Annotated in this window: 21 protein-coding genes, 1 tRNA gene, 1 CRISPR repeat array and 1 riboswitch; of the genes, 10 read left to right on the forward strand and 12 right to left on the reverse strand. The window is 41.5% G+C overall.

Going from position 1 to position 22,063, the window contains the following annotated elements; all coding sequences use genetic code 11:
- The first annotated feature begins 35 nt into the window (after positions 1-35).
- From cas7d to cas2, 7 genes are all read left to right on the forward strand, one after another.
- Positions 36-1,070 carry a type I-D CRISPR-associated protein Cas7/Csc2 gene (gene cas7d, locus V7K61_RS11350; RefSeq protein ID WP_335053416.1) on the forward strand — a complete coding sequence of 345 codons (1,035 nt, stop codon included), beginning with the start codon at positions 36-38 and terminating at the stop codon, positions 1,068-1,070.
- Between the two features lie 5 nt (positions 1,071-1,075).
- Positions 1,076-1,783, forward strand: a complete 708-nt coding sequence (gene cas5d, locus V7K61_RS11355) for a type I-D CRISPR-associated protein Cas5/Csc1 (RefSeq protein WP_335053417.1) — start codon at positions 1,076-1,078, stop codon at positions 1,781-1,783.
- 114 nt (positions 1,784-1,897) lie between these two features.
- Complete coding sequence (locus V7K61_RS11360) at positions 1,898-2,518, forward strand: 2OG-Fe(II) oxygenase (RefSeq protein WP_335053418.1); 621 nt, start codon at positions 1,898-1,900, stop codon at positions 2,516-2,518.
- Positions 2,508-3,344, forward strand: coding sequence for a CRISPR-associated endoribonuclease Cas6 (gene cas6 / locus V7K61_RS11365; protein ID WP_335053419.1), 837 nt, complete (start codon positions 2,508-2,510; stop codon positions 3,342-3,344). Before V7K61_RS11360 ends, cas6 begins: the two co-directional genes overlap by 11 nt.
- Before the next feature lie 31 nt (positions 3,345-3,375).
- Positions 3,376-3,969, forward strand: a complete 594-nt coding sequence (gene cas4, locus V7K61_RS11370; protein WP_335053420.1) for a CRISPR-associated protein Cas4 — start codon at positions 3,376-3,378, stop codon at positions 3,967-3,969.
- 548 nt (positions 3,970-4,517) lie between these two features.
- On the forward strand, positions 4,518-5,522 hold the full coding sequence (gene cas1d / locus V7K61_RS11375) for a type I-D CRISPR-associated endonuclease Cas1d (RefSeq protein ID WP_335053421.1): 1,005 nt from the start codon (positions 4,518-4,520) through the stop codon (positions 5,520-5,522).
- A 170-nt stretch (positions 5,523-5,692) separates the two neighbouring features.
- Positions 5,693-5,980 carry a CRISPR-associated endonuclease Cas2 gene (cas2, locus tag V7K61_RS11380; RefSeq protein WP_094347310.1) on the forward strand — a complete coding sequence of 96 codons (288 nt, stop codon included), beginning with the start codon at positions 5,693-5,695 and terminating at the stop codon, positions 5,978-5,980.
- A 268-nt stretch (positions 5,981-6,248) separates the two neighbouring features.
- A CRISPR array of direct repeats spans positions 6,249-8,175; the repeat unit is 37 nt; unit sequence ATTGCAATTCATCAAAATCCCTATTAGGGATTGAAAC.
- Between the two features lie 151 nt (positions 8,176-8,326).
- Here the strand turns inward: cas2 and V7K61_RS11385 are convergent.
- On the reverse strand, positions 8,327-8,947 hold the full coding sequence (locus V7K61_RS11385) for an NADPH-dependent FMN reductase (protein ID WP_335053422.1): 621 nt from the start codon (positions 8,945-8,947) through the stop codon (positions 8,327-8,329).
- A 62-nt stretch (positions 8,948-9,009) separates the two neighbouring features.
- On the opposite strand from V7K61_RS11385, the gene V7K61_RS11390 reads away from it, so the two are divergent.
- Entirely contained in the window at positions 9,010-9,498 is a 489-nt protein-coding gene (locus tag V7K61_RS11390) for an NUDIX hydrolase (RefSeq protein WP_335053423.1), read from the forward strand.
- Here V7K61_RS11390 and V7K61_RS11395 read toward each other — a convergent pair.
- The 7 genes from V7K61_RS11395 to V7K61_RS11425 form a co-directional block, all read right to left on the reverse strand.
- Positions 9,495-10,229, reverse strand: coding sequence for an amino acid ABC transporter ATP-binding protein (locus V7K61_RS11395; RefSeq protein ID WP_335053424.1), 735 nt, complete (start codon positions 10,227-10,229; stop codon positions 9,495-9,497). The genes V7K61_RS11390 and V7K61_RS11395 overlap by 4 nt on opposite strands.
- Entirely contained in the window at positions 10,222-11,709 is a 1,488-nt protein-coding gene (locus V7K61_RS11400) for an ABC transporter permease subunit (protein WP_335053425.1), read from the reverse strand. The genes V7K61_RS11395 and V7K61_RS11400 overlap by 8 nt, the downstream gene beginning before the upstream one ends.
- A 152-nt stretch (positions 11,710-11,861) precedes the next feature.
- Positions 11,862-12,842 carry a 2-dehydropantoate 2-reductase gene (locus tag V7K61_RS11405; protein WP_335053426.1) on the reverse strand — a complete coding sequence of 327 codons (981 nt, stop codon included), beginning with the start codon at positions 12,840-12,842 and terminating at the stop codon, positions 11,862-11,864.
- 136 nt (positions 12,843-12,978) lie between these two features.
- Positions 12,979-13,857 carry an inositol monophosphatase family protein gene (locus tag V7K61_RS11410; RefSeq protein WP_335053427.1) on the reverse strand — a complete coding sequence of 293 codons (879 nt, stop codon included), beginning with the start codon at positions 13,855-13,857 and terminating at the stop codon, positions 12,979-12,981.
- A 623-nt stretch (positions 13,858-14,480) separates the two neighbouring features.
- Positions 14,481-14,969, reverse strand: coding sequence for a PEP-CTERM sorting domain-containing protein (locus tag V7K61_RS11415; RefSeq protein WP_335053428.1), 489 nt, complete (start codon positions 14,967-14,969; stop codon positions 14,481-14,483).
- Positions 14,970-15,045: 76 nt separating this feature from the next.
- Positions 15,046-15,792, reverse strand: coding sequence for a cobalt-precorrin-6A reductase (locus V7K61_RS11420; protein WP_335053429.1), 747 nt, complete (start codon positions 15,790-15,792; stop codon positions 15,046-15,048).
- A 273-nt stretch (positions 15,793-16,065) separates the two neighbouring features.
- Entirely contained in the window at positions 16,066-16,485 is a 420-nt protein-coding gene (locus V7K61_RS11425) for a DUF1636 domain-containing protein (protein WP_094347318.1), read from the reverse strand.
- 22 nt (positions 16,486-16,507) lie between these two features.
- Positions 16,508-16,679, reverse strand: a riboswitch (cobalamin riboswitch).
- A 52-nt stretch (positions 16,680-16,731) separates the two neighbouring features.
- Between V7K61_RS11425 and V7K61_RS11430 the strand changes: the two genes are divergently transcribed.
- Positions 16,732-17,421: a SinI family restriction endonuclease gene (locus tag V7K61_RS11430; protein WP_335053430.1), complete on the forward strand. Its 690-nt coding sequence runs from the start codon at positions 16,732-16,734 to the stop codon at positions 17,419-17,421.
- Between the two features lie 3 nt (positions 17,422-17,424).
- On the opposite strand, the gene V7K61_RS11435 is transcribed toward V7K61_RS11430, so the two are convergent.
- The 4 genes from V7K61_RS11435 to V7K61_RS11450 all read right to left on the reverse strand — a co-directional run bounded on the left by V7K61_RS11435 (position 17,425) and on the right by V7K61_RS11450 (position 21,177).
- The gene (locus V7K61_RS11435; protein WP_335053431.1) at positions 17,425-18,864 is read right to left on the reverse strand and encodes a DNA cytosine methyltransferase; all 1,440 of its coding nucleotides are present in this window, start codon (positions 18,862-18,864) and stop codon (positions 17,425-17,427) included.
- Between the two features lie 151 nt (positions 18,865-19,015).
- On the reverse strand, positions 19,016-19,798 hold the full coding sequence (gene cobA / locus V7K61_RS11440) for a uroporphyrinogen-III C-methyltransferase (protein WP_335053432.1): 783 nt from the start codon (positions 19,796-19,798) through the stop codon (positions 19,016-19,018).
- Positions 19,795-20,520, reverse strand: coding sequence for a sirohydrochlorin chelatase (locus tag V7K61_RS11445; protein WP_335053434.1), 726 nt, complete (start codon positions 20,518-20,520; stop codon positions 19,795-19,797). The genes cobA and V7K61_RS11445 overlap by 4 nt, the downstream gene beginning before the upstream one ends.
- Positions 20,521-20,793: 273 nt before the next feature.
- The gene (locus V7K61_RS11450) at positions 20,794-21,177 is read right to left on the reverse strand and encodes a DUF4359 domain-containing protein (RefSeq protein WP_335053447.1); all 384 of its coding nucleotides are present in this window, start codon (positions 21,175-21,177) and stop codon (positions 20,794-20,796) included.
- A 125-nt stretch (positions 21,178-21,302) separates the two neighbouring features.
- Between V7K61_RS11450 and V7K61_RS11455 the strand changes: the two genes are divergently transcribed.
- Positions 21,303-21,375 (forward strand) — tRNA-His (locus V7K61_RS11455).
- Positions 21,376-22,063: the final 688 nt, after the last annotated feature.

Here is a 22,063-nt window from a genome sequence, read left to right on the forward strand (position 1 = left end):
TTTTTTCCAACTAACTAAATCGGAGCAATCAAATCATGAAATTCTTGAAAACACTCGATTCTAAATTTTTCCACGATGTAATTCCTGCTAAACCAATGGGAAAATATGTTCATTTCATTACTATTCGCGTTACAGAATCTTATCCTTTATTCCAGACAGATGGTGAACTCAATAAAGCCAGAGTACGTGCTGGAATTGAAAACAAAGAACCTATTAGTCGCTTGGCAATGTTTAAGCGCAAACAGTCTACACCAGAACGTTTAACAGGTAGAGAATTATTACGTAACTACAAAATTGGTGACTGGGAAAAATGCGACTACAACGTAGATTTCAGCAAAACTACTCCTGATTGTATTCTCTACGGTTTTGCTATTGGTGATTCTGGTTCTGAAAAGTCGAAAGTAGTTGTAGACACAGCTTATTCCATCACACCATTTGATGATTCTCACCTTAACTTTACCCTCAATGCACCTTTTGAAAATGGGACAATGAGCCGTCAAGGGGAAGTAACCAGCCGTATTAATAGTCAAGACCATATCTTACCTCAAGTCTTTTTCCCCAGCATTGTCACGCTGAAAGATCCTACTGAAGCTGGATTTCTCTACGTTTTCAATAATATTCTCAGGACACGCCATTACGGAGCGCAGACTACCCGTACTGGTAGAGTACGTAATGAGTTAGTTGGAGTCATTTTCGCTGATGGTGAGATTGTTAGTAATCTTCTCTGGACTCAAAAGATATATGACGTAATGAACAATGCAACTCCAAAGCAAATTAATCCTCCTGATCCGCTCAATGAAGAGGAGGTTTTAGAGGCGGCTACACAAGCAATTACTGCTCTAATGTCTCAAGAGTGCATTTCTCATACTGATTTTGTTGGTACATCCTTCACACAACTTTTGAGTGAAGTTAAGTCTATCACCAGTAATGAAACTCGATTGCAAGAAATGTTGAGTCAAGCAAATTCTGAATCATCTGTTTATGCTCAAACATGGGTTCTGAAATCAGGTAAGAAAGACCCTAAGAAAGATACCAAGAATAATAAGAAAGCTGCTGCTGTAACGGAGTAAGTAAGATGGTGTTTATTTATCGCTGTCAAATAGAACTTCATGACAGCCTCTATTACGCAACTCGTGAAATCGGGCGATTGTATGAAACAGAGGCAATAATTCACAATTATGCCCTCTGTTATGCACTGGGTTTAGTTGATAGCCAAATCTACTCTACTACCGTTGCTGAAGAACATTCCTATCGCTATTTTTGCCCCGAACAAGTGCCAAAATATGAGGAGCATTTAACGCCACTCAATCAACAGAAAATTTACGTAACTCCAGCGCGATCGCTCACTCATTCTTCTATCCTCAATACATGGAAGTATGCTAACAACAACTACCACGTTGAAATGGAGAAAACCCAAAAAAATATCCCTAGTTTTGGCAGAGCGAAAGAAATAGCAGCAGAAAGTATATTTGAGTTTTTTGTCATATCTCAAAAAGAACTCAAACTACCAAAGTGGATTCGCTTGGGTAAATGGATGAGCAAAGCTGAGGTGACGGTTGAACCATTACCGAAACATAAAATTACTGAAGGTATATTTATTTGTACACATCCATTAAATCCTTTAGATGTGATGTTCACTAATCAAGTGATTAGCTATGATGTTGTGAATATGCCTCCAGTTAGCTTAATTCAGAATGTCCAAATGCGAGGTCAATACTATCAATTTGATGGCATTCAAAACTTAAAAATTCCAGTTAAGATAGAATATCGTTTTCGGAGTTAATTAATTCCTAAAACCCTTACTACGTTTTTTCTTTTTCGCAGGTTCTAGCGTCCAGTCACAAATTACGCTACAATTTTTAACCCCTGTTAGTTCTGTACGCTCCCCACATCCATCGTGAAACACTATCAACAACAAACCAACGCCTTCCCCAGCGATTACCTAAACAATTTGTGGGGAGAAATCCAAGCTTGTCCTTACTTTGCTATTAACAACCTCAACCGCGATTTTGTCGCCACCAAAGGATTTTCTGTAGTATTTCAGCGTTCTGGATTAGCAAAAGTAGAGCAGCAGTTTCCCTACTTCAAACCTTACCTCGATTTGGCTCTCCAGCCTAACTGTAATGCTTTTTACCTCAATCCTTTACAACTCAAAGAAGGCTCCCGCGTCGATCCGCATATTGATCGCTCCTTGCGTTCCTACTCCAAAACCATTGAACCACCTGCGGTTGTCAGTGTCCTCTATGTGCGCCTACCTGCGGATATGGAAGGGGGAGAACTGGTATTGCGATCGCACAAACGCCAACTTGGGCAAATTAAGCCCCAATTCAATACTTTAGTTTATTTTCAAGGTGATTTAACCCATTCGGTTAACGCTGTCAAAACCCCAGGAAATCGTCTGAGTCTCGTTTGTGAACAGTATAGTTTGAGTGATGCTGAACTCCAGGAAATCCCTGAATTCACTGTAGAGTCAAGAAGCACTCAGTCTACAACCAAAAAGAGAAAGTATGCCTCATAGTTTAGTGTTGAATTTGCTACCTCAATCGCCCATTCCACCACAGTATCTTACAGGTAGACATCTCCACGCCTTATTTTTAACCCTCGTTAGTTCTGTAGATCAAAGTTTGGGCGATCGCTTGCACGATTCCACCGCAGATAAGGCTTTCACCCTCTCTCCCTTACAAATTAATTCCCCCCTTTTGAAGGGGGGTAGGGGGGGATCTAAATTGCAATACTCACATCAACAACCCATTCCCGCCGGTACTCCTTGTTGGTGGCGCATCTCCTTATTAGATGACACTCTATTTAGCAAACTTACCCAACTCTGGCTAAATCTTAATCCCAATCGCCCTTGGCATCTTGGCCCGGCTGACTTGTATATTACCAGCATTCAAGGTACACCCCAATCTATTCAACCTTGGGCAAATGCCACTACTTATGCTCAATTATACGAAGAAGCTAGCAATGGCAATTCTTCCATTAACCTTAGCTTCTCCACGCCTACCGCTTTCCGCCAAGGACAGTATGATAGTACCCTTCCTACCAGAGAATCTGTTTTTAATTCCCTACTTTCGCGGTGGAATAAATACAGTGGCATAGAATTTTCTCAGATTGCCATTGAGTCAATATTTCCGTCATTTGTCAATATTCACACAGAAATATTAGCTGATTCCCGCAGTAAATTTATTGGCATTATTGGCGAAGTTAAGTACAAGATTTTGGGAGAAATTGAACCCATACAAATTAAGCAACTTAACGCTTTAGCTGATTTTGCTTTGTATGCAGGAATTGGTCGCAAAACAACAATGGGTATGGGGATGACACGGCGGCTATATTCTCCCTAATTTCAATAATCATTTAAAAACCACCTAAGTTATGAATCAAACCGAATATATTTCAATTGCGGCATTGAATCAATATGCCTATTGTCCGCATCGCTGTTGGCGAATGTTTTGTGCAGGGGAATTTACTGATAATCAATACACAATTGAAGGTACAACTTTACACGATCGCGTCCACACGACAAGCGATGTACAGCGAGGAGAAACTTGGCAGATTCGGGCAATTTGGCTAAAGTCTGAGCAATACAAACTCATCGGCAAATCTGATTTAATTGAATCAGAATCAGGTCAAGTTTATCCAGTGGAATACAAGCGGGGACGTAAAGGCGAATGGGATAACGATGAATTGCAAGTTTGTGCCCAAGCCTTATGTTTAGAAGAGATGACAGGACAACCTGTTACTACTGGATATATCTATTATGCCCACTCCCATCAACGGCAATTAGTAGAGATTAATCAAGAGTTACGGCAAAGTGCGATCGCTACTATTGAATCTGTTACAAATCTCCTAGAAACAGGAGAAATGCCAAAACCAATTTACAGCAAACGCTGCCAAGGATGCAGTCTTTATTCGCAATGTTTACCCAAAGCAACTGATAAAGTCAGAAGTTATCAAGAAGTAAATTAAATCATCCTCTGGTAACTTCTAGTTGAGGACATATTCACTTTTAATACTGTTCAAATAAGATCCCCTCGCCTGTGGCGACCACCTTCAAAAGGGGGTAAAGGAGGAACATTGCATAGCGCCTATTTTCAGAGATTGGGGGAATCGCTATCTCTAAAAATGTAAAAGATAAACATAAACCCCCCTTAAAAAACTTGTTATTACCCACATTTTTGTAACAGTCAAAGTATCGCGTTCATCGACATCCCACCCAGAACTGAAGTTCTGGGCTAATAGCTCAGTCCACTTAAGTGGACTGAAATTTTCCCAAACACACAGAGTCTAACCATCTACATGACTTAAAATCTTGTATTTAGTCCTCTTGAGAGGACTTAACCTATTAGCCTCGGAATTTATTCCAAGGCGGGTTGGCAACGAAGCGAGAGATTAAAAAGATATGGGTAATGACAAGCTTAAAAAAGGGGGGTTGGGGGGATCTTCGCGCAGTAAACAAGCTAACAAAACCGTATTGTATTTAGTTTGATAACTTTCAATTAATTAAGGATGAAATCATGGGAACACTTTACGTAACACAAGCCGATGCTTTTATCGGTAAAGTTGACGAACGTCTCACCGTCAAAGCTGAACAAAAAATAATCTTGGATATCCCTTTAATTAAAATAGAAGGAATTGTAGTACTAGGAAGGGCTACCGTTTCTCCCTCCGTTGTCAGTGAACTTTTAGATCGTCACATTTGTTTAACATTTCTCACAGAAAACGGACGATATTTAGGGCGTTTAGAACCAGAAGCTACTAAAAATATCTTTGTTCGTAAAGCCCAATGGCAAGCTATAGGAGAATCACAACCAGCAATACACTTAGTTAGAGGATTTGTGCGGGGGAAATTAAAAAATTACCGCCATAGCTTACTTCGCACTCAGCGAGAACATCCTGATACTGACCTGAATAATAACATCACTCGATTGGAAAACGCGATCGCACCAATTGAAAAAACTAGCAGTATTGATTCCCTCAGAGGCTTAGAAGGTGCTGGTAGCGCAGCCTATTTTGGTTGTTTTCAACAGCTAATCAAAACCTCAGAATTTCAATTTGAAGCCAGACGCCGCCGCCCACCAACCGATCCAGTTAATGCTCTACTGAGTTTCGGGTATTCATTACTACGCCATGATGTGCAAAGTGCTTTAAATATTGTCGGCTTCGATCCCTATCTAGGATACTTACACGTCGAGCGTTATGGTAGACCTTCCCTAGCCTTAGACTTGATGGAAGAATTTCGTCCTTTAATAGTGGATGCTGTTGTGTTGTCGCTGATTAACAAGCGATCGCTAACCCTAACTGACTTTACCACCGAACCGCTCAGTGGTGCCGTAAATTTAACCAAAGAAGGATTGCATACATTTCTTCGCGCCTACCAACAAAAGAAACTATCGAGTTTTAAACATCCAGTTTTGGGAAACAAATGCACCTACCAAGAATCCTTTGAAATTCAAGCGAGGTTACTGGCTAAATACCTCATGAACGAAATCGATAAATATCCCCCCTTAATTCTCAAATAACTTACGCGGTGTACAACTTTCTCTCAAACCTAACCCCCAACCCCTTCCCTGGGAGGGAAGGGGAGCAAGACTTAAAGCCTCTCTCCGTTTCGGGGAGAGGTTTGGAGAGGGGTTTTAAGAATAAGTTGCACATCGCGTTAACTTGTCATTTTTCCCTCTTCCCTATTCCCATGTACATCGTTGTCAGCTACGATATTCCAGAAGATAAGCGTCGGACTAAAATCCATTCGATTCTTAAGTCTTATGGACAATGGATGCAACTGAGTGTGTTTGAGTGCGATGTCACTCCCACTCAGTATGCTAAACTGCGATCGCGTTTAGCAAAATTGATTAAACCCGACACTGACAGCGTGCGCTTTTATTTTCTCTGTGGCTGTTGTCAGCGAAAAGTTGAACGTATTGGCGGAGAACAGCCACGAGACGAAACAATTTTCTTTGCTGAGTCTCCTTCTAGCTAGGTTCCTGTATCTCAAATGCGCGGAAGGGTAGGTGTAGAAATTTCACAGCCCGAAAAAAGTGCTTCTATCCCAACTCCAGTAAGGCTTTCAAGCCATTAATCGCCTAATCCTCATCCGCGCAATTCCCGAAATGCTTATCAAAATACGATTTCAGCCTTTAAATTTTCCTGGCGCTCTTTCCAAACGAATTCTCTAATGCTATGATTGCCCTTGAATCGCGCAACCGCACCTTGAAAACTAAATACAGCTTGACTTTCAGGCTCCTGCTATTGCAATTCATCAAAATCCCTATTAGGGATTGAAACTCTATCACACAGTAAATAAAATGTCAAGGGCTACTTAGAATTGCAATTCATCAAAATCCCTATTAGGGATTGAAACAGCCTGCTCTTGAGTAGCCGTTCCGGCTGCCACTATTGCAATTCATCAAAATCCCTATTAGGGATTGAAACGCGAAACTGACTTGGGATTAACCCGATACACCCTGATTGCAATTCATCAAAATCCCTATTAGGGATTGAAACCGGGCAATATGCGCCAATACTGAAGAGGAAGACGCTGATTGCAATTCATCAAAATCCCTATTAGGGATTGAAACCTAACATTCCCAACACTGTCTCTTCTTGGCAAATTGCAATTCATCAAAATCCCTATTAGGGATTGAAACTTGAGGTTAAGGCGGGAATGCAATGGCGGATTATATTGCAATTCATCAAAATCCCTATTAGGGATTGAAACGAAATCTGAAGACTTGGTGGGACACTATTTGTATATTGCAATTCATCAAAATCCCTATTAGGGATTGAAACATCTAAAGAATACGTATCAAATAACTCAAATCCTCGAATATTGCAATTCATCAAAATCCCTATTAGGGATTGAAACCTTGGCTCAATATGAAATTGGGGAATTCAAAAAGGGATTGCAATTCATCAAAATCCCTATTAGGGATTGAAACTATCAACGCTAATATTGCTATCTACCAATACGAATTGCAATTCATCAAAATCCCTATTAGGGATTGAAACGAGTAGAAAGCTTTGAAAACCCTGTGTGTCATGATTGCAATTCATCAAAATCCCTATTAGGGATTGAAACAAGCTGACAACATTATCAAATCCTTGATAATAAAATTGCAATTCATCAAAATCCCTATTAGGGATTGAAACCCACATCACCTGCTGATGGTTTGTACAGTTATTGAAGGATTGCAATTCATCAAAATCCCTATTAGGGATTGAAACGGGGGAAACCAAAACTATGTACCCGCCACCCCCGCCCCATTGCAATTCATCAAAATCCCTATTAGGGATTGAAACATTTACAAAACTGAGTAACGATATTAAGTACAATAAATTGCAATTCATCAAAATCCCTATTAGGGATTGAAACAAGTAGTGGATTACACGGAAATCGTAATCTAGCATTGCAATTCATCAAAATCCCTATTAGGGATTGAAACCGGGATTTTGCTACTACAGTTTTACCGCAGGGAGAATTGCAATTCATCAAAATCCCTATTAGGGATTGAAACGGAACTACACTAAGGCTGGTATATCTAGCTGTGATTATTGCAATTCATCAAAATCCCTATTAGGGATTGAAACGCGGTATACTCCCCGGCGCTGTAATATTTTCTTTTAATTGCAATTCATCAAAATCCCTATTAGGGATTGAAACATTTCCGGCTGGTGTGGGTTCTGGTGCAGTTGGGTAAAATTGCAATTCATCAAAATCCCTATTAGGGATTGAAACCGACTCAACTTGAGCTAACCTATAAATCGATCCAATCAAATTGCAATTCATCAAAATCCCTATTAGGGATTGAAACGATTCGCCATACTCTTATTCTCATAAAGTGGGTTGTGGATTGCAATTCATCAAAATCCCTATTAGGGATTGAAACACTGCAAGCAAAGCAAAGTAACCGTCCTGGGTGCAAGATTGCAATTCATCAAAATCCCTATTAGGGATTGAAACAAAGTTGATAGGTAAATAGCAAGCAGCCGCAAGAGATTGCAATTCATCAAAATCCCTATTAGGGATTGAAACTAATTAGGAGATAGTGTTTTTCATCAACAGAGATATTGCAATTCATCAAAATCCCTATTAGGGATTGAAACAGGTGTAATAACCAATTCCAGCCTAGACCCAAAAGATTGCAATTCATCAAAATCCCTATTAGGGATTGAAACGGCAATTAGCTAAGGCAGCAAGTGAGATTTACCAATTGTAATTTATCAAAATCCCTATGTGTTGGCGAGTTTCGACTTCGCTCAACTCTCGATCTATCAGTTGGTTGAGCGAAGTCGAAACCAACGGCATCGGTATATTTATTCTTGTAAATTACCTAAGCTTCAGTAATATCTTTGTTAAGCCATCGCCTAACTGCTCAATAGATTGTTGCTGTTTAGGATCTTTTAACGTGCCATCAGCATTAAAAGCTTCGTAAGCTTTGGATACTGCTATCTGGTCGGGTAGTACCAAAACTTTGATGTTTCCCAAAATAGACCGCAGGTGAACCAATCCCCGCAAACCACCAAGAGCGCCTGGGGAAGTACTCATAATAGTAGCCACTTTACCTGCAAAAGCAGCCAATGGTGCTTCATTTGGGGCTGGACGGGATGCCCAGTCAATGGCGTTCTTCAAAACTGCTGTGAGTGAACTGTTATATTCCGGCGAAGCAATCAGCAATCCTTGATGAGAAATCATCAAATCCTTGAAAATGCGGGCGTTGGCAGGTAGCCCTTCTTGAGCTTCCAAATCTTCATCAAATAGAGGTAAAGGCAAATCGCGGAGGTCTATATAAGTCACTTCTGCGCCAGCTGCCTTAGCGCCAGCCGCCGCGATTTTTACCAGTTTTTTGTTGTAAGAATCTATCCGGGTGCTGCCAGCAAAGGCAAGGATTTTCGGTGGAGATGCCATAATTCTAGGTTGAATGGGAATAATTAACCTGTTCAGCTGCATTATCCTGTTTTCAGGCGATCGCTATTTGCTACCTTTAGATTTTCTTTACAAACTTTCTCGTTATGGCAAATTGGTCAGACTCTTATCTTGGCAAGTTACGACAGGTTGTAGGCGATCGCCTACTTCTAATGTTTGGCGCACGTGTGATTATCGAGGATAATTTGGGGCGTGTTTTATTGCAAAAGCGGAGTGATTTCAAACTTTGGGGACTACCTGGTGGCTGTCCAGAAGTAGGTGAATCTGCCGAAGAATGTTCAGCGCGAGAGGTTTTTGAAGAAACTGGTTTAACGGTTAAGCGTTTCGCAGCTGTGGGGTTTTCTTCCAACCCAGCCCATGAAACTGTAACTTATCCCAACGGCGATCGCGTCCAAACCTTCATTTTAATTTTGCGAGCCGTTGAATGGTCAGGCAGCCTCGCTTGCTTAGATGGAGAATCGCTGGCGCTGGAATTTTTTGATTTGGCTGACTTACCTACATTAATGCCAAACGATCGCCCCGTTTTAGAAAAGTTTCAAGAATACAAAAAAAGCGGCGAATTCCTGATGTTCTAAAGCATTTTTTCTAAGAATTGCTTGGCGCGATCGCACTGAGGATTTTGGAAAAACTCGCTAGGAGTAGTATCTTCTGCTAAACTTCCTTGGTCGAGAAACATAATTCGATTGGCAACTTCTCTGGCAAAGCCCATTTCATGAGTAACGATCGCCATTGTCATACCAGAAAGTGCTAAAGCTTTCATCACTTCCAGCACATCTTTGACCATTTCTGGATCTAGTGCAGAGGTGGGTTCATCAAACAAAATCATCTCTGGTTCCATTGCTAAGGCACGGGCGATCGCTACTCGCTGTTTCTGTCCCCCAGATAGTTTGGATGGGTACACAGATACTTTTGACTCTAAACCTACCTTAGCAAGCAATTCTAAGCCATGTTCTTCTGCTTTTTGCTTGTTAACACCTTTTACCTTGATGGGTGCGTAGGTGACATTTTCCAGCACATTCATGTGAGGAAACAAATTAAAATGCTGAAATACCATCACCAAATGCTGACGCACTTTAGCAATGTTTGCTTTAGGCTTGGTGATTTCTTGGTCGTGAAAGTAGATTCTGCCTCTGGTGGGTTGTTCTAGCAAGTTTATGCATCGTAAAAAGGTAGACTTACCTGAACCAGAAGGGCCTAATATGGCAACCACTTCCCCCTGGTAAAACTCAGTGGAAATATCTTTGAGTACGTCGAGTTTGCCAAAGGATTTACATAAGAATTCCGTGCGAATTACTACATTACTCACTTTCCCGTAACCTCCTTTCTAAAGCGGATGCACCCAAAGTCATACCCATTACTAAAACATAGTAAATTAACCCTGCAAATAGCAGTGGTTCAAAATAAATATACTTATTTGCACCAACTATTTGGGCGCTGCGTAATATTTCCACCACCCCAATGGTTGACACCAGCGCGGAATCTTTAAGCAATCCGATAGTTTCATTTACCAATGCTGGGAGAATATTCTTTAATGCTTGCGGCAAAATCACATCCCACATCATCAACCAATAGGGAACACCCATAGACATCGCCGCTTCACTTTGCCCTTTATCCACCGCCTGAATTCCACCTCTGATGGTTTCTGACATGTAAGCACCAGAATTCAGGGTGAAAGTTAGCACCCCAGCCTCCAATGCGGAAATGTCATAGCCTGTAAGCTGGGGTGTTGCGTAGTAAACTAATGCCAACTGTAATAACAAAGGTGTACCTCGAAAAACAGAGGTGTAGGCATTCGCAACCCAGGTAAGCGGCTTGATGCCGAGAATTTTTAATAGAGATAGGATTGTTCCCCAGATTAACCCCAAGGTTACAGATAATAGGGTGAACAACAAAGTTAACGGGATTCCCCGCAGAATAAAGGGAATATCGGGAAGGATTCTGGTGAAGTCGAGATTCAATCCGCCTTTGACAGGAGTTGAAGATGCAGTATTGGCGGTAGTATTCTCTGAAAACCACTTGGCTACAAGTTTATTCAATGTGCCATCGTCCTTCATTTGTTGAAGGACTTTGTTAAACGGTTCTACAAAAGAAGAACCTTTAGGAAAAGCGATCGCCGATCCACTTGCCTCTTCTGAGGGAATAGTATTAAATTCTAAATCTGGGTTAGCTTGGGCGAATCCCTTAGCGACGGTATCTTCAACAATTGCGGCATCAATTCGCCCAGATTTGATTTCTTGAACTACTTCTGGCACTTTGTTGAGTTGCTTTAGCTGAATACCCGCAACTTTTTTAGCAATTTTCTGAGCATTTTGTTCTTGTATGGTTCCTAGTTGTACCCCAAGCTTTTTTCCTGATAAGTCTTGGGGTTGCTTCAGGTTGCTACCTTTAGGAGCGACAATGGTATCTTTGGCTTCGTAATAAATAATTGAAAAGTCAATATTTTTCTGACGTTCTGGAGTCGGAGTCATCCCTGCCATGACAAAATCAGCGCGATTTGCTTGGAGTGCAGGGATTAATCCATTAAAATCGGATTCCATTATTTTAAGTTTAAACCCTAGTTTTTCAGCAAGGGTTTTGGCAATATCTATATCAAAGCCAACAATTTGGCGATCGCCTCCTTTAGTATCATAAAACTCATAAGGAGGATAATCTGGGGAAGTAATCAACGTCAGCGTGTCTTTCCCTAAAGGTGAGGCAGCTTTGAGAGAATTACTATGTCCGATAATGATGTTTATTACTACTGCTACAACTAGTATGGTTGATAGCCATATTTTCTTTTTCTTCATGAACTTGATAATTATATTTAAATTCTGCAACTTAAATGTGTAAATTCGTGGGGAATTGAGGGTGAAATTTAAACGCAAAGGAGCGGAGAGGGAAGCGCAGAGGTACGCGGAGAATTTTATACTAATTACTGGAATGTTTTAATTAGGGGCTGTCAAATTTTTATTTTGGTTGCCTCCAGTAGCTTGACGCTGGCATAAATAGCATCAATATGAGGTGTGGGAATTTGAGTAAGTTTTCCCAATTCTGCGACTGCGCCAACAATGGCGTCTATCTCGGTGGGGCGTCTGGCTTCAATATCTTGTAGCATTGAGGTTTTATGGGAACCAACGTTTTCTGCGCCATTAATTCGCTGTTCTAAAGTGATGCCAAACTTTATACCCAAATTTTCGGCGATCGCTTGAGTTTCAGTCATCATTTGCCGCGCTAGTTCACGAGTCAGGGGATAGCGGCAAATATCCTCTAGAGTCGCACCAGTTAAGGCACTAATCGGATTAAACGCTACATTTCCCCACAACTTGATCCAAATTTCCGTGCGAATTTGATTGCGGATTGGTGCTTTGAATCCTGCTTGTTTTAAAGTCTGTGCCAATAATTGGATGCGATCGCTTTTACTACCATCGATTTCACCCAGAGTAAAGCGATCGCCTTCAATATGTTTAATTACACCTGGTTCAATTATCTCAGTTGCCGGGTAAACCACACAACCAATAGCGCGTTCAGCACCGATATTAGCTTCAATAATCCCATCTGGATCGACAGATTGAATCCGCGTACCTTCAAACTCACCGCCATGTTGACGAAAGTACCACCAAGGAACGCCATTTTGGGCTGTCACCACCATTGTGTGAGGATTGTAGAGTGCTGGGAGAAAAGGTGCGATCGCAGGTACACTATGAGCCTTCACAGTTAAAATTACTACATCTTGTGGCCCAGCTTCTTGAATATCACTCGTTGCCAAAGTCGGAGTAGCAATTTGACTAGAACCATCTGCCATGAACAGCTTCAGCCCATTTTTTTGAATTGCCTCCAAATGAGAACCACGCGCGATTAGTGTCACCTCTTCACCTACCAGTGCCAATTTCGCCCCTAAATATCCACCAATCGCACCCGCGCCAACAATACAGATTTTCATTTTTTCAAAAAATATGATTTGTGGAAAACGGTATCCAGTTCAGTTACCAGTAGTGAATTCTCCAGCTTAGAGTGGGAAGATTCACAACTACTACTTATTACTCAGCACTCAGCACTCATTACTCAGCACTCATTACTCAGCACTCATTACTCCTAAAGCTTTGCATCGCTTCTAATAAATCTTGATGAACAGATTTTGAGGCAGCTACAATCAATCCAGGCATACTATAGTTTTGACAAGTATGCAGTGGCGGTAAAGTCGAACCGTCCAGAGTAGTTACAATCCAGCCAGCCTCTTTTGCAATAAAAGCGAGTGCAGCACTATCAAGAAATTTGCCCGATTTGATAACTGCTCCACTCAAATCGCCACTAAGAATACCATTAAGATTGGGAATTTGAATATCACTAGAGTAATCAGCCGCTATATCGATTACTTTATATCGATCTTTTAATAAATGTGCGATGGAATTCATTCCCCATCCCAATAAAATATAAGGTTTGGCAAATGTTATATCTAATGGGGCACAAGCTTCTAAGTTCATCTCCAGCGTCCCTTTAAAAGCACCTTCACCTCGAAGCGCGTAAAAATAAATATTTTGGGCAGGAGAAATGGCAATTACTGCTTCAAACTCATCCGCATTTAGAATACTGAGAATAATTTGGTAATTAGAATGTCCATCCATATAAAACTTCGTGCCATCAATCGGGTCAAGTGTTACTAAGTAATCACCTTCTGAACCGAGTTCGGTAGCGCGAAAATATTTGGTATTATTAGAACTTTCATATTCTTCACCATAAAAGCGAATATCTGGGAAAGTACCTAGTAATACTACTTCTACCAGATTTTGAATAGCCACATCTGCGTCAGTAAGGGCGGCACTAAAAAAGTTGTTTGCTTGTTCTTTGGCAGGAAGTGCAGCAATTTTTGGTTGTAAAAAATTGGCATAGGCTGCTGCTACTTTGAGATGGGGGAGTAAAGTCTCTAAAATTAATCGAGTAGTTGGTGTTGTGGACATTGCAGCAAACTCCTTTTAGAAATAATCTACCGTCCGCAGGGCGATAGAATTCTATATCTAGACAAAATTACGGTATCATTTGGATGCAATGATACCACCGTTGCTATATTACTTTAATCTGTGTGTCTCAAAGAGCCTATAGAGAGATTGCAAGTTTTCTCATGAATTTAAGGGTTTAAAACCGAACGTCAACACTTAGTAGAGCATTTCATTAATTCATAGCGAATTAAATTTGGCAATACCCTACAATGCCAATGCATCGGCTTGCATTGTGAATGCGTTGGCTTGAAGTGTTAAGTAAGCAGACGCAATTAAATATAAGATGTCATTGCGAGCGGAACGAAGTGAAGCGTGGCAATCTCAGTCTTTGCGATTGCTTCACTTCGTACCCAACTCTTGGAGAGGCTGCGCCAACGGGTTCTCCAAAGGAGTACGCAATGACGAACTATCTTATATTTATTTAGATCCACCTACTTAATGCATCGGCTTGCATTGTGAATGCATCGGCTTGTATTGTTAATGCATCGGCTTGCATTGTTAATACGTCGGCTTGTATTGTGAATGCATCGGCTTGTAAGGTGCGCCCAAGTGCCGATGATCGGTAAGCTAAAAATAGAAGTGGGTTAAGGGGCAGTGATTAGGGTCGCAGAAAAACTAATGGGTAATTCCCTATCTTCTAATCCTAAATTTTCAAAACCTGGTCTAGTTGGCGCAGAAAAAACCTCTAAATAACCTGGTGTCGGCAAAAAACTAGCGAAAAATGGACTAGAATAATTTCCTCCTGAAGTGGAATATGCAAAACCCTTATCCGTTAACTGCTGAGTATTAAGGCTAATTAAATTATCAATATCAAAAGGTTCGTTTCCTGGCATTGGAGTACCGGCGGGTTGCAGGCCAGTAATTGTTTGACCATTTCGCGTACCAGTAATTCCAGTCATCAAGTAAAAACCCAAATCGTTAGGGGTGTCATTAGTCGTGAAAGTACCGTTCGCCGCTACGCCAGTACCAGAATAATTCCAACTCCAACTTAAAGCAGAAGCGGCTGGCATTGTCCCGAAAACTAATCCAGATATGGTGGCAAGGACTATGGCAGATAAAGCTAGATTTTTCATGGAAGTCGTTACTGCGATCGTTCCCGTGTATTATACGGAAATTAGGAAAGATCGTATTATCAATTTTGGCTATTTACTAACTGCGATGCCTACGGCGGGCTAGCCATACCAAAGCAGCATCAACATTACTAACCTGTTCCCCTGGCGGTATCGCTGGACGATTTACCATCACAACCTTCACGCCCAGTTCTCGCGCGGCAATAATCTTGGGCTTTGTCGCAGCGCCACCGCTATTTTTACTGACAATGGTATCAATGTTATTCTCAATCAGAATTTGTCTCTCATTATTGAGGGTAAAAGGCCCGCGATCGCACAATACCATCCCCGGCGGTACTAAAGCATCATCGGTAGGAGGGTCAATCATCCGCATCAAAAACCAAATTTTCTCCAAATGAGCAAAAGCGGCGAGTTCTTGCCTTCCAACTGTCAAAAATACCCGCTGTGACTGATTTTGCAGGGTTGTTGCTGCGGCTTCAACATTATCAACTTCAATCCAGCGATCGCCACTTACTTTTTCCCAAGGCGGACGGATTAACATCAGACGGGGGACTCCAACTTCCGTTGCCGCATCTGCCGCATTGAAGGAAATCTGAGTCGCGAAAGGATGGGTTGCATCAATTAATAAGTCGATTTGCATGACTCGCAAATAGTTAGCCAATCCAACCACACCCCCGAAGCCTCCAACCCGCAAATCGCCCAGCGGTACTGACGGTTCGCGGGTGCGGCCAGCAAGAGAAGTTATTACTTCTAACCCTTGGATAGTCGTAACTTTGGCAGCTAGTTCTGCTGCATCACCCGTCCCACCCAAAATCAAAACGCGCATTATTTAGATATCTTGTAAAAGTCCCTAACACCCCACCCCTTAATCTCCTCCCCAAAGCATCGCTATGGTAGGTGTACACACAAGTCGAATTACCCCCCTTAATCCCCCCTTATAAAGGGGGGAAACAGGAAATTCAGTTCCCTCCCCTTTATAAGGGGAGGGTTAGGGAGGGGTAAAACTTATGCTTAAACCCATAATGATTAAACTGTTTCAGACTTGTGTGTACACCGCAAAGCATCGGGGTGGAATTCAAATTTTGTGAATGCAAGAGGTCTATTGAGATAAAGGTGGAATCTTTGCCAAAATCCCCTTTTTCATTGCTTCTGGACGCTCTGACCAAGGCAGTAAACCATCTGCTTTAGCATAGTATTGACTAGCACATTCCAGTACCGCAGAGGCACTGCCATCAACGGCTAAATCACCAAATAAATATGTTAATTTGCCTTTGGCACTAAAGGCGACTACACAAGAACGATTGCAAGCACTCATGCATTCAACTTCCTGAATTGGGAATCGATCTCGTAATTCCCAATCTTGTGCCAGCTGCTGAAGTTGGTGTAAAAGTTTTTCACCACCACTTTCACCTAAGCGTTTTCCATTTTGCCAAACACTGGCACAGGTTTTGCAAACAAATAAAGTATGTTCAGCAACTTCCATTGGACTGGTTGGGGAAATATTTACAGTCGTAGTCATCTGTACCTCGCAGATATGTGAAACTAATAAATCTATTTCGGCGGGCATCCTGACTCACTCAATTTGAGATTTTCGATTTAGTTCCTGAATCTCACATTGGTTCACAGTTGCGGGACAGCGCCGGATTTGCACCGAACTTTCCCCGTTACCTCTGGTAGCTGACTCCCACCAGAACCGAATAACCTTATCGATCATACACTAGGGTTATCGGAGAATACGAAACAACAAGCTTTATTTCAGAAATCTATGTCGGAATTTATACCAAATTCAGCAGAGATTGCAAAGAAGGCAATGGATAGTGTTGATCCATCACTTAGCGATAAATTTACAATGGTCATACGATTTCTTTCGGATAACCCTGCTGCGGCTTCACCGCGAAAAGGTAAAAATCAGCCTATCGTCGGGACAGAAGAATATATTATTGCCAGTGCTACAAATTTCAAAACAGGTCGTGACCCAAGAACACCCTTGCCACCTAGTACAATACCGGATGAAATGGTAAGTATCATCCTGAATAAGTATTTTGAAGTTCCGTATGAGGAATTGGGAAAAGCTGAAGAATTGCATCGCCTATCAATGGGAGCTGAGAACATTGTAGGGGATTTGCTAGAAAGGTACGTTGCGACAGTTATTGAGCCGCATGGATGGATATGGTGTTCTGGTTATATAGTTAAAGCAGTTGATTTTATATATTTTGATAACAAAAATGTCTGGCAATCGCTACAAGTAAAAAATAGAGATAATACTGAAAACTCTTCTTCTGCCGCTATCCGTAAGGGAACCCCAATTAAAAAATGGTTCCGAACTTTTTCTAAAAGAAAGGGGGACAACTGGTCTAAATTCCCCTCATTGGAAGGAAAAGAACAGCTTTCAGAAGAAGGCTTCAAATCGTATGTTGAAAAATACTTTGTTGCTTTAAGAGAGATAAAGTCCTAACTCTTATACAGGATATGCTGTTGTTGCAAAAAGCGAACCTTGGATCGGTTTTATCTCTTCTAACGACTCACTAATTTTAGCTTCCCATAAAACATCATCGTTACCTTTATAACGTGAAAATGGAAAGTTCAAGGGGGGATGTTTTATCTTACCACTCATGTGTGCAAGGATCGCTTTGCCTATTGCTTCTCCAAAACCGACAGGTACGGCATTCCCTATCTGCCGATATTGCTCGATGAGGGAACCACATACAACCCAACTATCTGGAAATTGCTGAATACGTTTATATTCCTGAATACTTAACGGGCGCAGATGTTCTGGGTGACAGATATCCGTTGCTGGCATGGCTGGGGATGTCACTAAAGTACAGCTTGGTCTATCCCATGACAAGCGTCTAAAGAAACCAGTTTTCCCTCCACCTGAGTAATAGGATTTTCCTAATGCTTCTTTCTGCAATTCTTCAGGTAGATGTTTCCAATATTGACCCTCTTTTAACATTCTGTAATACTTTAGCCTCCCTTCTGGGAACTCGATATACTCTGCCTCACTTTGGCTTAAATCTGCAATAGATTCACGTAGGGTTATCCACGTATCAAGACCAAAATCACCACTTTCTGAATGTGTGGGGTATAAATAAGGAACCTTTTTCTTTCCACGATGGCAGATCATGACCACTCTTTCCCTAATTTGGGGAACACCATAATTTGCCGTGTTGTATAAGTTAAAGCTGATACTGTAACCACCTTTACGAAGTTCATTCACAATATATTTCAAAGCACCACCTGGCATTTCTTCTCTGGATAAGGGAATACTGCCGCTTCCTCTTTCTGAGTGAGGGCGGTGCAGTAATGGTGCTGAAAGAAAACCTCTTACATTCTCGATGACGGCATATTTTGGGCTTATTTCTAAGATAAGTTCAATGTACTTTAAGAATATATTGCCCCTCTCATCTTTGAAACCACGCCTTGCCCCTGCTGTGGAAAAAGCTTGGCAGGGTGGTCCGCCTAACATAATATCTACATCTTCTTTGGCTAGTTTGGCACGATCTAGGATATCCTGAGCAGTATAAGACGCTATATTCCCCAAAAGTGCAATATCTGGCTTGTTTGCAACTATGGTCTGTCGGCAGTGCTTATCCACCTCACACGCAAGGGAAATTTCGATACCTGCTTTCTCAAAACCAAGATCCAGTCCCATAGCGCCTGAGAAAAAAGAAATGGCTTTAACTGCTTGGTGATGATTTTCCTTGCTCGTCCTATCTACAGGATAATTTCCCTTGGTCCGGTTAATGTAATCTTCAACTGCCTCCGGCTCCATAACCCACACTTTCCCTACCTGCTGTCCCTTGATATCCCCACTACGCAATAGAGTACGAACCCTTTGCTCAGAAATACCTATTTTTGAAGCAGCTTCCTTTGTGGACAAATAGGGATAGTTTTTCATTTCGTTCTCGAAACTTTTTTTATACCATAACTATCATTATCAAGTGGTTATGTCAACCGCTATTAAGTATAGAGATTCAGTATTCGCAAAACCGACCGTTTGCGAGAATGATTTTATGTGCAGGTCAAATGTTGGACAACCTTCAAACCAACTATGAAACTGGACGACAGCCAGATAAAATACTGTGCATCTTCACTACTTGTCCAATAACTGCGATCGCAGGCGCACTAAATCCAGTTTCCTCTACCTGCTCGACAATTGTTTCCAATGTCCCAATTAATTCTTCTTGTTCTGGGCGCGTACCCCAGCGCACCAAAGCAATAGGCGTTTGTAAATTCAACCCAGCTGTGATTAATTCTTCCACAATATAAGGCAGATTGTGAATTCCCATATAAATTACAATGGTTTCGGAACCGTGAGCGATCGCACTCCAATTCACTTGCGGTCTATACTTACCCGCCGCTTCATGACCAGTTACAAATGTCACTGATGAACTATACAGCCGATGCGTCAAAGGAATACCTGAGTATGCTGCTGCTGCGATTCCCGAAGTGATACCCGGCACTACTTCCGTTGATATTCCAGCTTGAACTAATTCTGCCATCTCTTCGCCACCGCGACCAAAGATAAAGGGATCGCCACCCTTGAGCCGCACCACAATTGCATTATCCTGCGCTTTATCAATCAGCAATTGAGTTGTTTCTGACTGCAACAACGAATGTCTCCCCGCACGTTTCCCAGCATTAATTTGCTCGGCTTGGGGATTAATCATTGCCAGAATTGCCGGACTCACCAAGGCATCATAGATGACTACATCTGCACATTCCAACAAACCTTTCGCCTTCAGGGTAATTAAGCCTGGATCTCCTGGCCCCGCACCTACTAAATAAACCTTTCCCAAATACTTGTTCTCCTGTTTTTCTGTGCGGTTCATCTCTGTGTTAAATCCCAAATTAGCTCGGCTAATTCTGCACTTGCTCCCAGTGGCTCTGCCAATTGGAAATTCACCGCAGAAAATTGTAATTTTAGCTCTTCTATTGAGGTGGCGATCGCATCGGTTATTCCACCAGCGAATAAAAAGTATGGCAAGATTGCAATTTCCCGATAACCAGCAGTTACTAACTCTTTCACCCGTGATTCTAAACTAGGAGGCCCAGCCCAATAAGCAGTCACGGCTCCCAAACTCGCCGCCATTGCTTCCACACTTTCTTGCGAACCTGGGCGACGGCTACCATGAGCTAAGAGAATCCATGCTTCTGCTTTGATAGCAGCTATTTGCTTTGCCAACAATTTCTCTAAATTAGGATGAGAGCCTAAATATGGTTGCAACTCAATGATAGTATCTTGACCAGCAGCCTGTTGTGCGAGTGCTACTTCGGCGGGAATGTCTGTCATCAGATGCACTCCTGGCAGCAGAAATAGCGGTACAATTTTGAGGCGATTCTCATTTTGAGACTGTGGGCAATCGCCAAAAGCGCTTTTAGCAAATTGTTGAATCTGCTCGTGTAAAGGCTGAGGACTCATTTCTAAAGCAGCGATGCCAACCAAATGTTCGCTTGACAATTTCTGACATACCAGACTAGCTAGTTGCTGCATAGCAATTTCTGGGCGGCGATCGCGACTTCCATGAGATAATAGCAGATAGGCAGATGACATCGGCAAAGCTTGAACTATCAGTTACTATATCTTACTTAAGATTAAGTCGGGATTCATAAGTAATCTGGTAATTATTGAAACTATTATCAATTACTAAACAGAAGTATTCTTAATCACTTTGACAGCAGATATCAAGTTGTAAAGTACACAACTATCCGTTTCAAAAGCAGGTATAAAGCTTGTTTTTCTTCTGTTAGCGCAGCCGATTCTGAATTCTGACTTCTGAATTCTGACTTCTGAATTCTGCTGTATATTCTCCCCCTACTCCTTACCTTATTTTTCTTCGGCAGTGTAAGTATAAAATTGATCAAAAGCTCCTACCGTTTCAAATTTGTATGAAGGCATCCAAGAATTTATTTTTAAATCTGTACGGTAAACACTAAAAATAAGGAAATCTTGCCTTTCTGTAGTTCTGGCAATAATTTCTTGGATTTGCGGGTTAGCTGAGTCAACCAACTTATCACAATTAAAACGGATTAAATTTTCTATAATATTCGTAGTTTTTTTACATACATCGGTTTTTAAGTATTTTGTCAGGCGTTGAACTGCATATTCTTCATATTCAACTTGACCGGGATTGGTTTTCGCCATTGTCACACCCAAGGCGGCGAGGCCTACTGCTGCTCCAGTATACGCGATGATGGTCAATGGTTTCATATTTGCCAAGTAAAATTCATTGTAATTGTTAGATTCCAGAGACTCTAAATCAACTAAGTCCGTTCCTTGAAGAAAAACTCTTGCATCGATTGCCAAATTATTGCTATAATCCAAATTGTTGAATGGCGAGCGTAGCCAAGTGGTTAAGGCAGTGGTTTGTGGTACCACCATTCGTGGGTTCGATTCCCATCGTTCGCCCTACATAATTTCATATTAATATCTACACTCCTTTATAAGGTGGTTTAGATGGTGTAAGTCCTTGTAATCATAACTTTAACAAGGATAAAGATATGCGATCTGTAGCTTTATAGACTTAGAGACTGGCGATCGCAATCCTAAAATCGTGACCAAGTTTATCCTTAATAGTCTGGGTATTCTAAAACGGACATTAACATCTAACAAGCAGCACGGCAAGATACAGGGTTCTGCCATGAACCATGAGGTGTAGTGGGTGCATTCGCTGTAAGTTCCAAATCACCTTTGGCATTTATCACCCACCCTGTAGCTTCTACAATGCAAAGAAATCCGACTTGTTCTATTTAGAATGAAGCACGCCGATGTTTAACGCAAACCACCCTAGAAATTGCCTACGCTTGTGATACCATCCCCAGATGGTCTATATCTTGGGTTTCAATGGACGGTATAGCGTTTCCTAATCACATGAGTTACATCTTAGCCCCCTCTCGAAGAGCGGGGAGGGGGTTGGGGGTGGGGTTCTTGTACTTCACACAACCGAGAACCGCTATATTTATTTGCTCATTTGCAAATGCCATCACTACTTTCATTCACTTAGACTTTAAAATACCACAACTTGATCTTCAACCTGCGGAATCTAGGTTCAAACGACCTCTAAATAAATCTCTTTCATATTAAAATTACCGACATT

Source organism: Nostoc sp. (assembly GCF_036918015.1).
Classification (GTDB): domain Bacteria; phylum Cyanobacteriota; class Cyanobacteriia; order Cyanobacteriales; family Nostocaceae; genus Nostoc.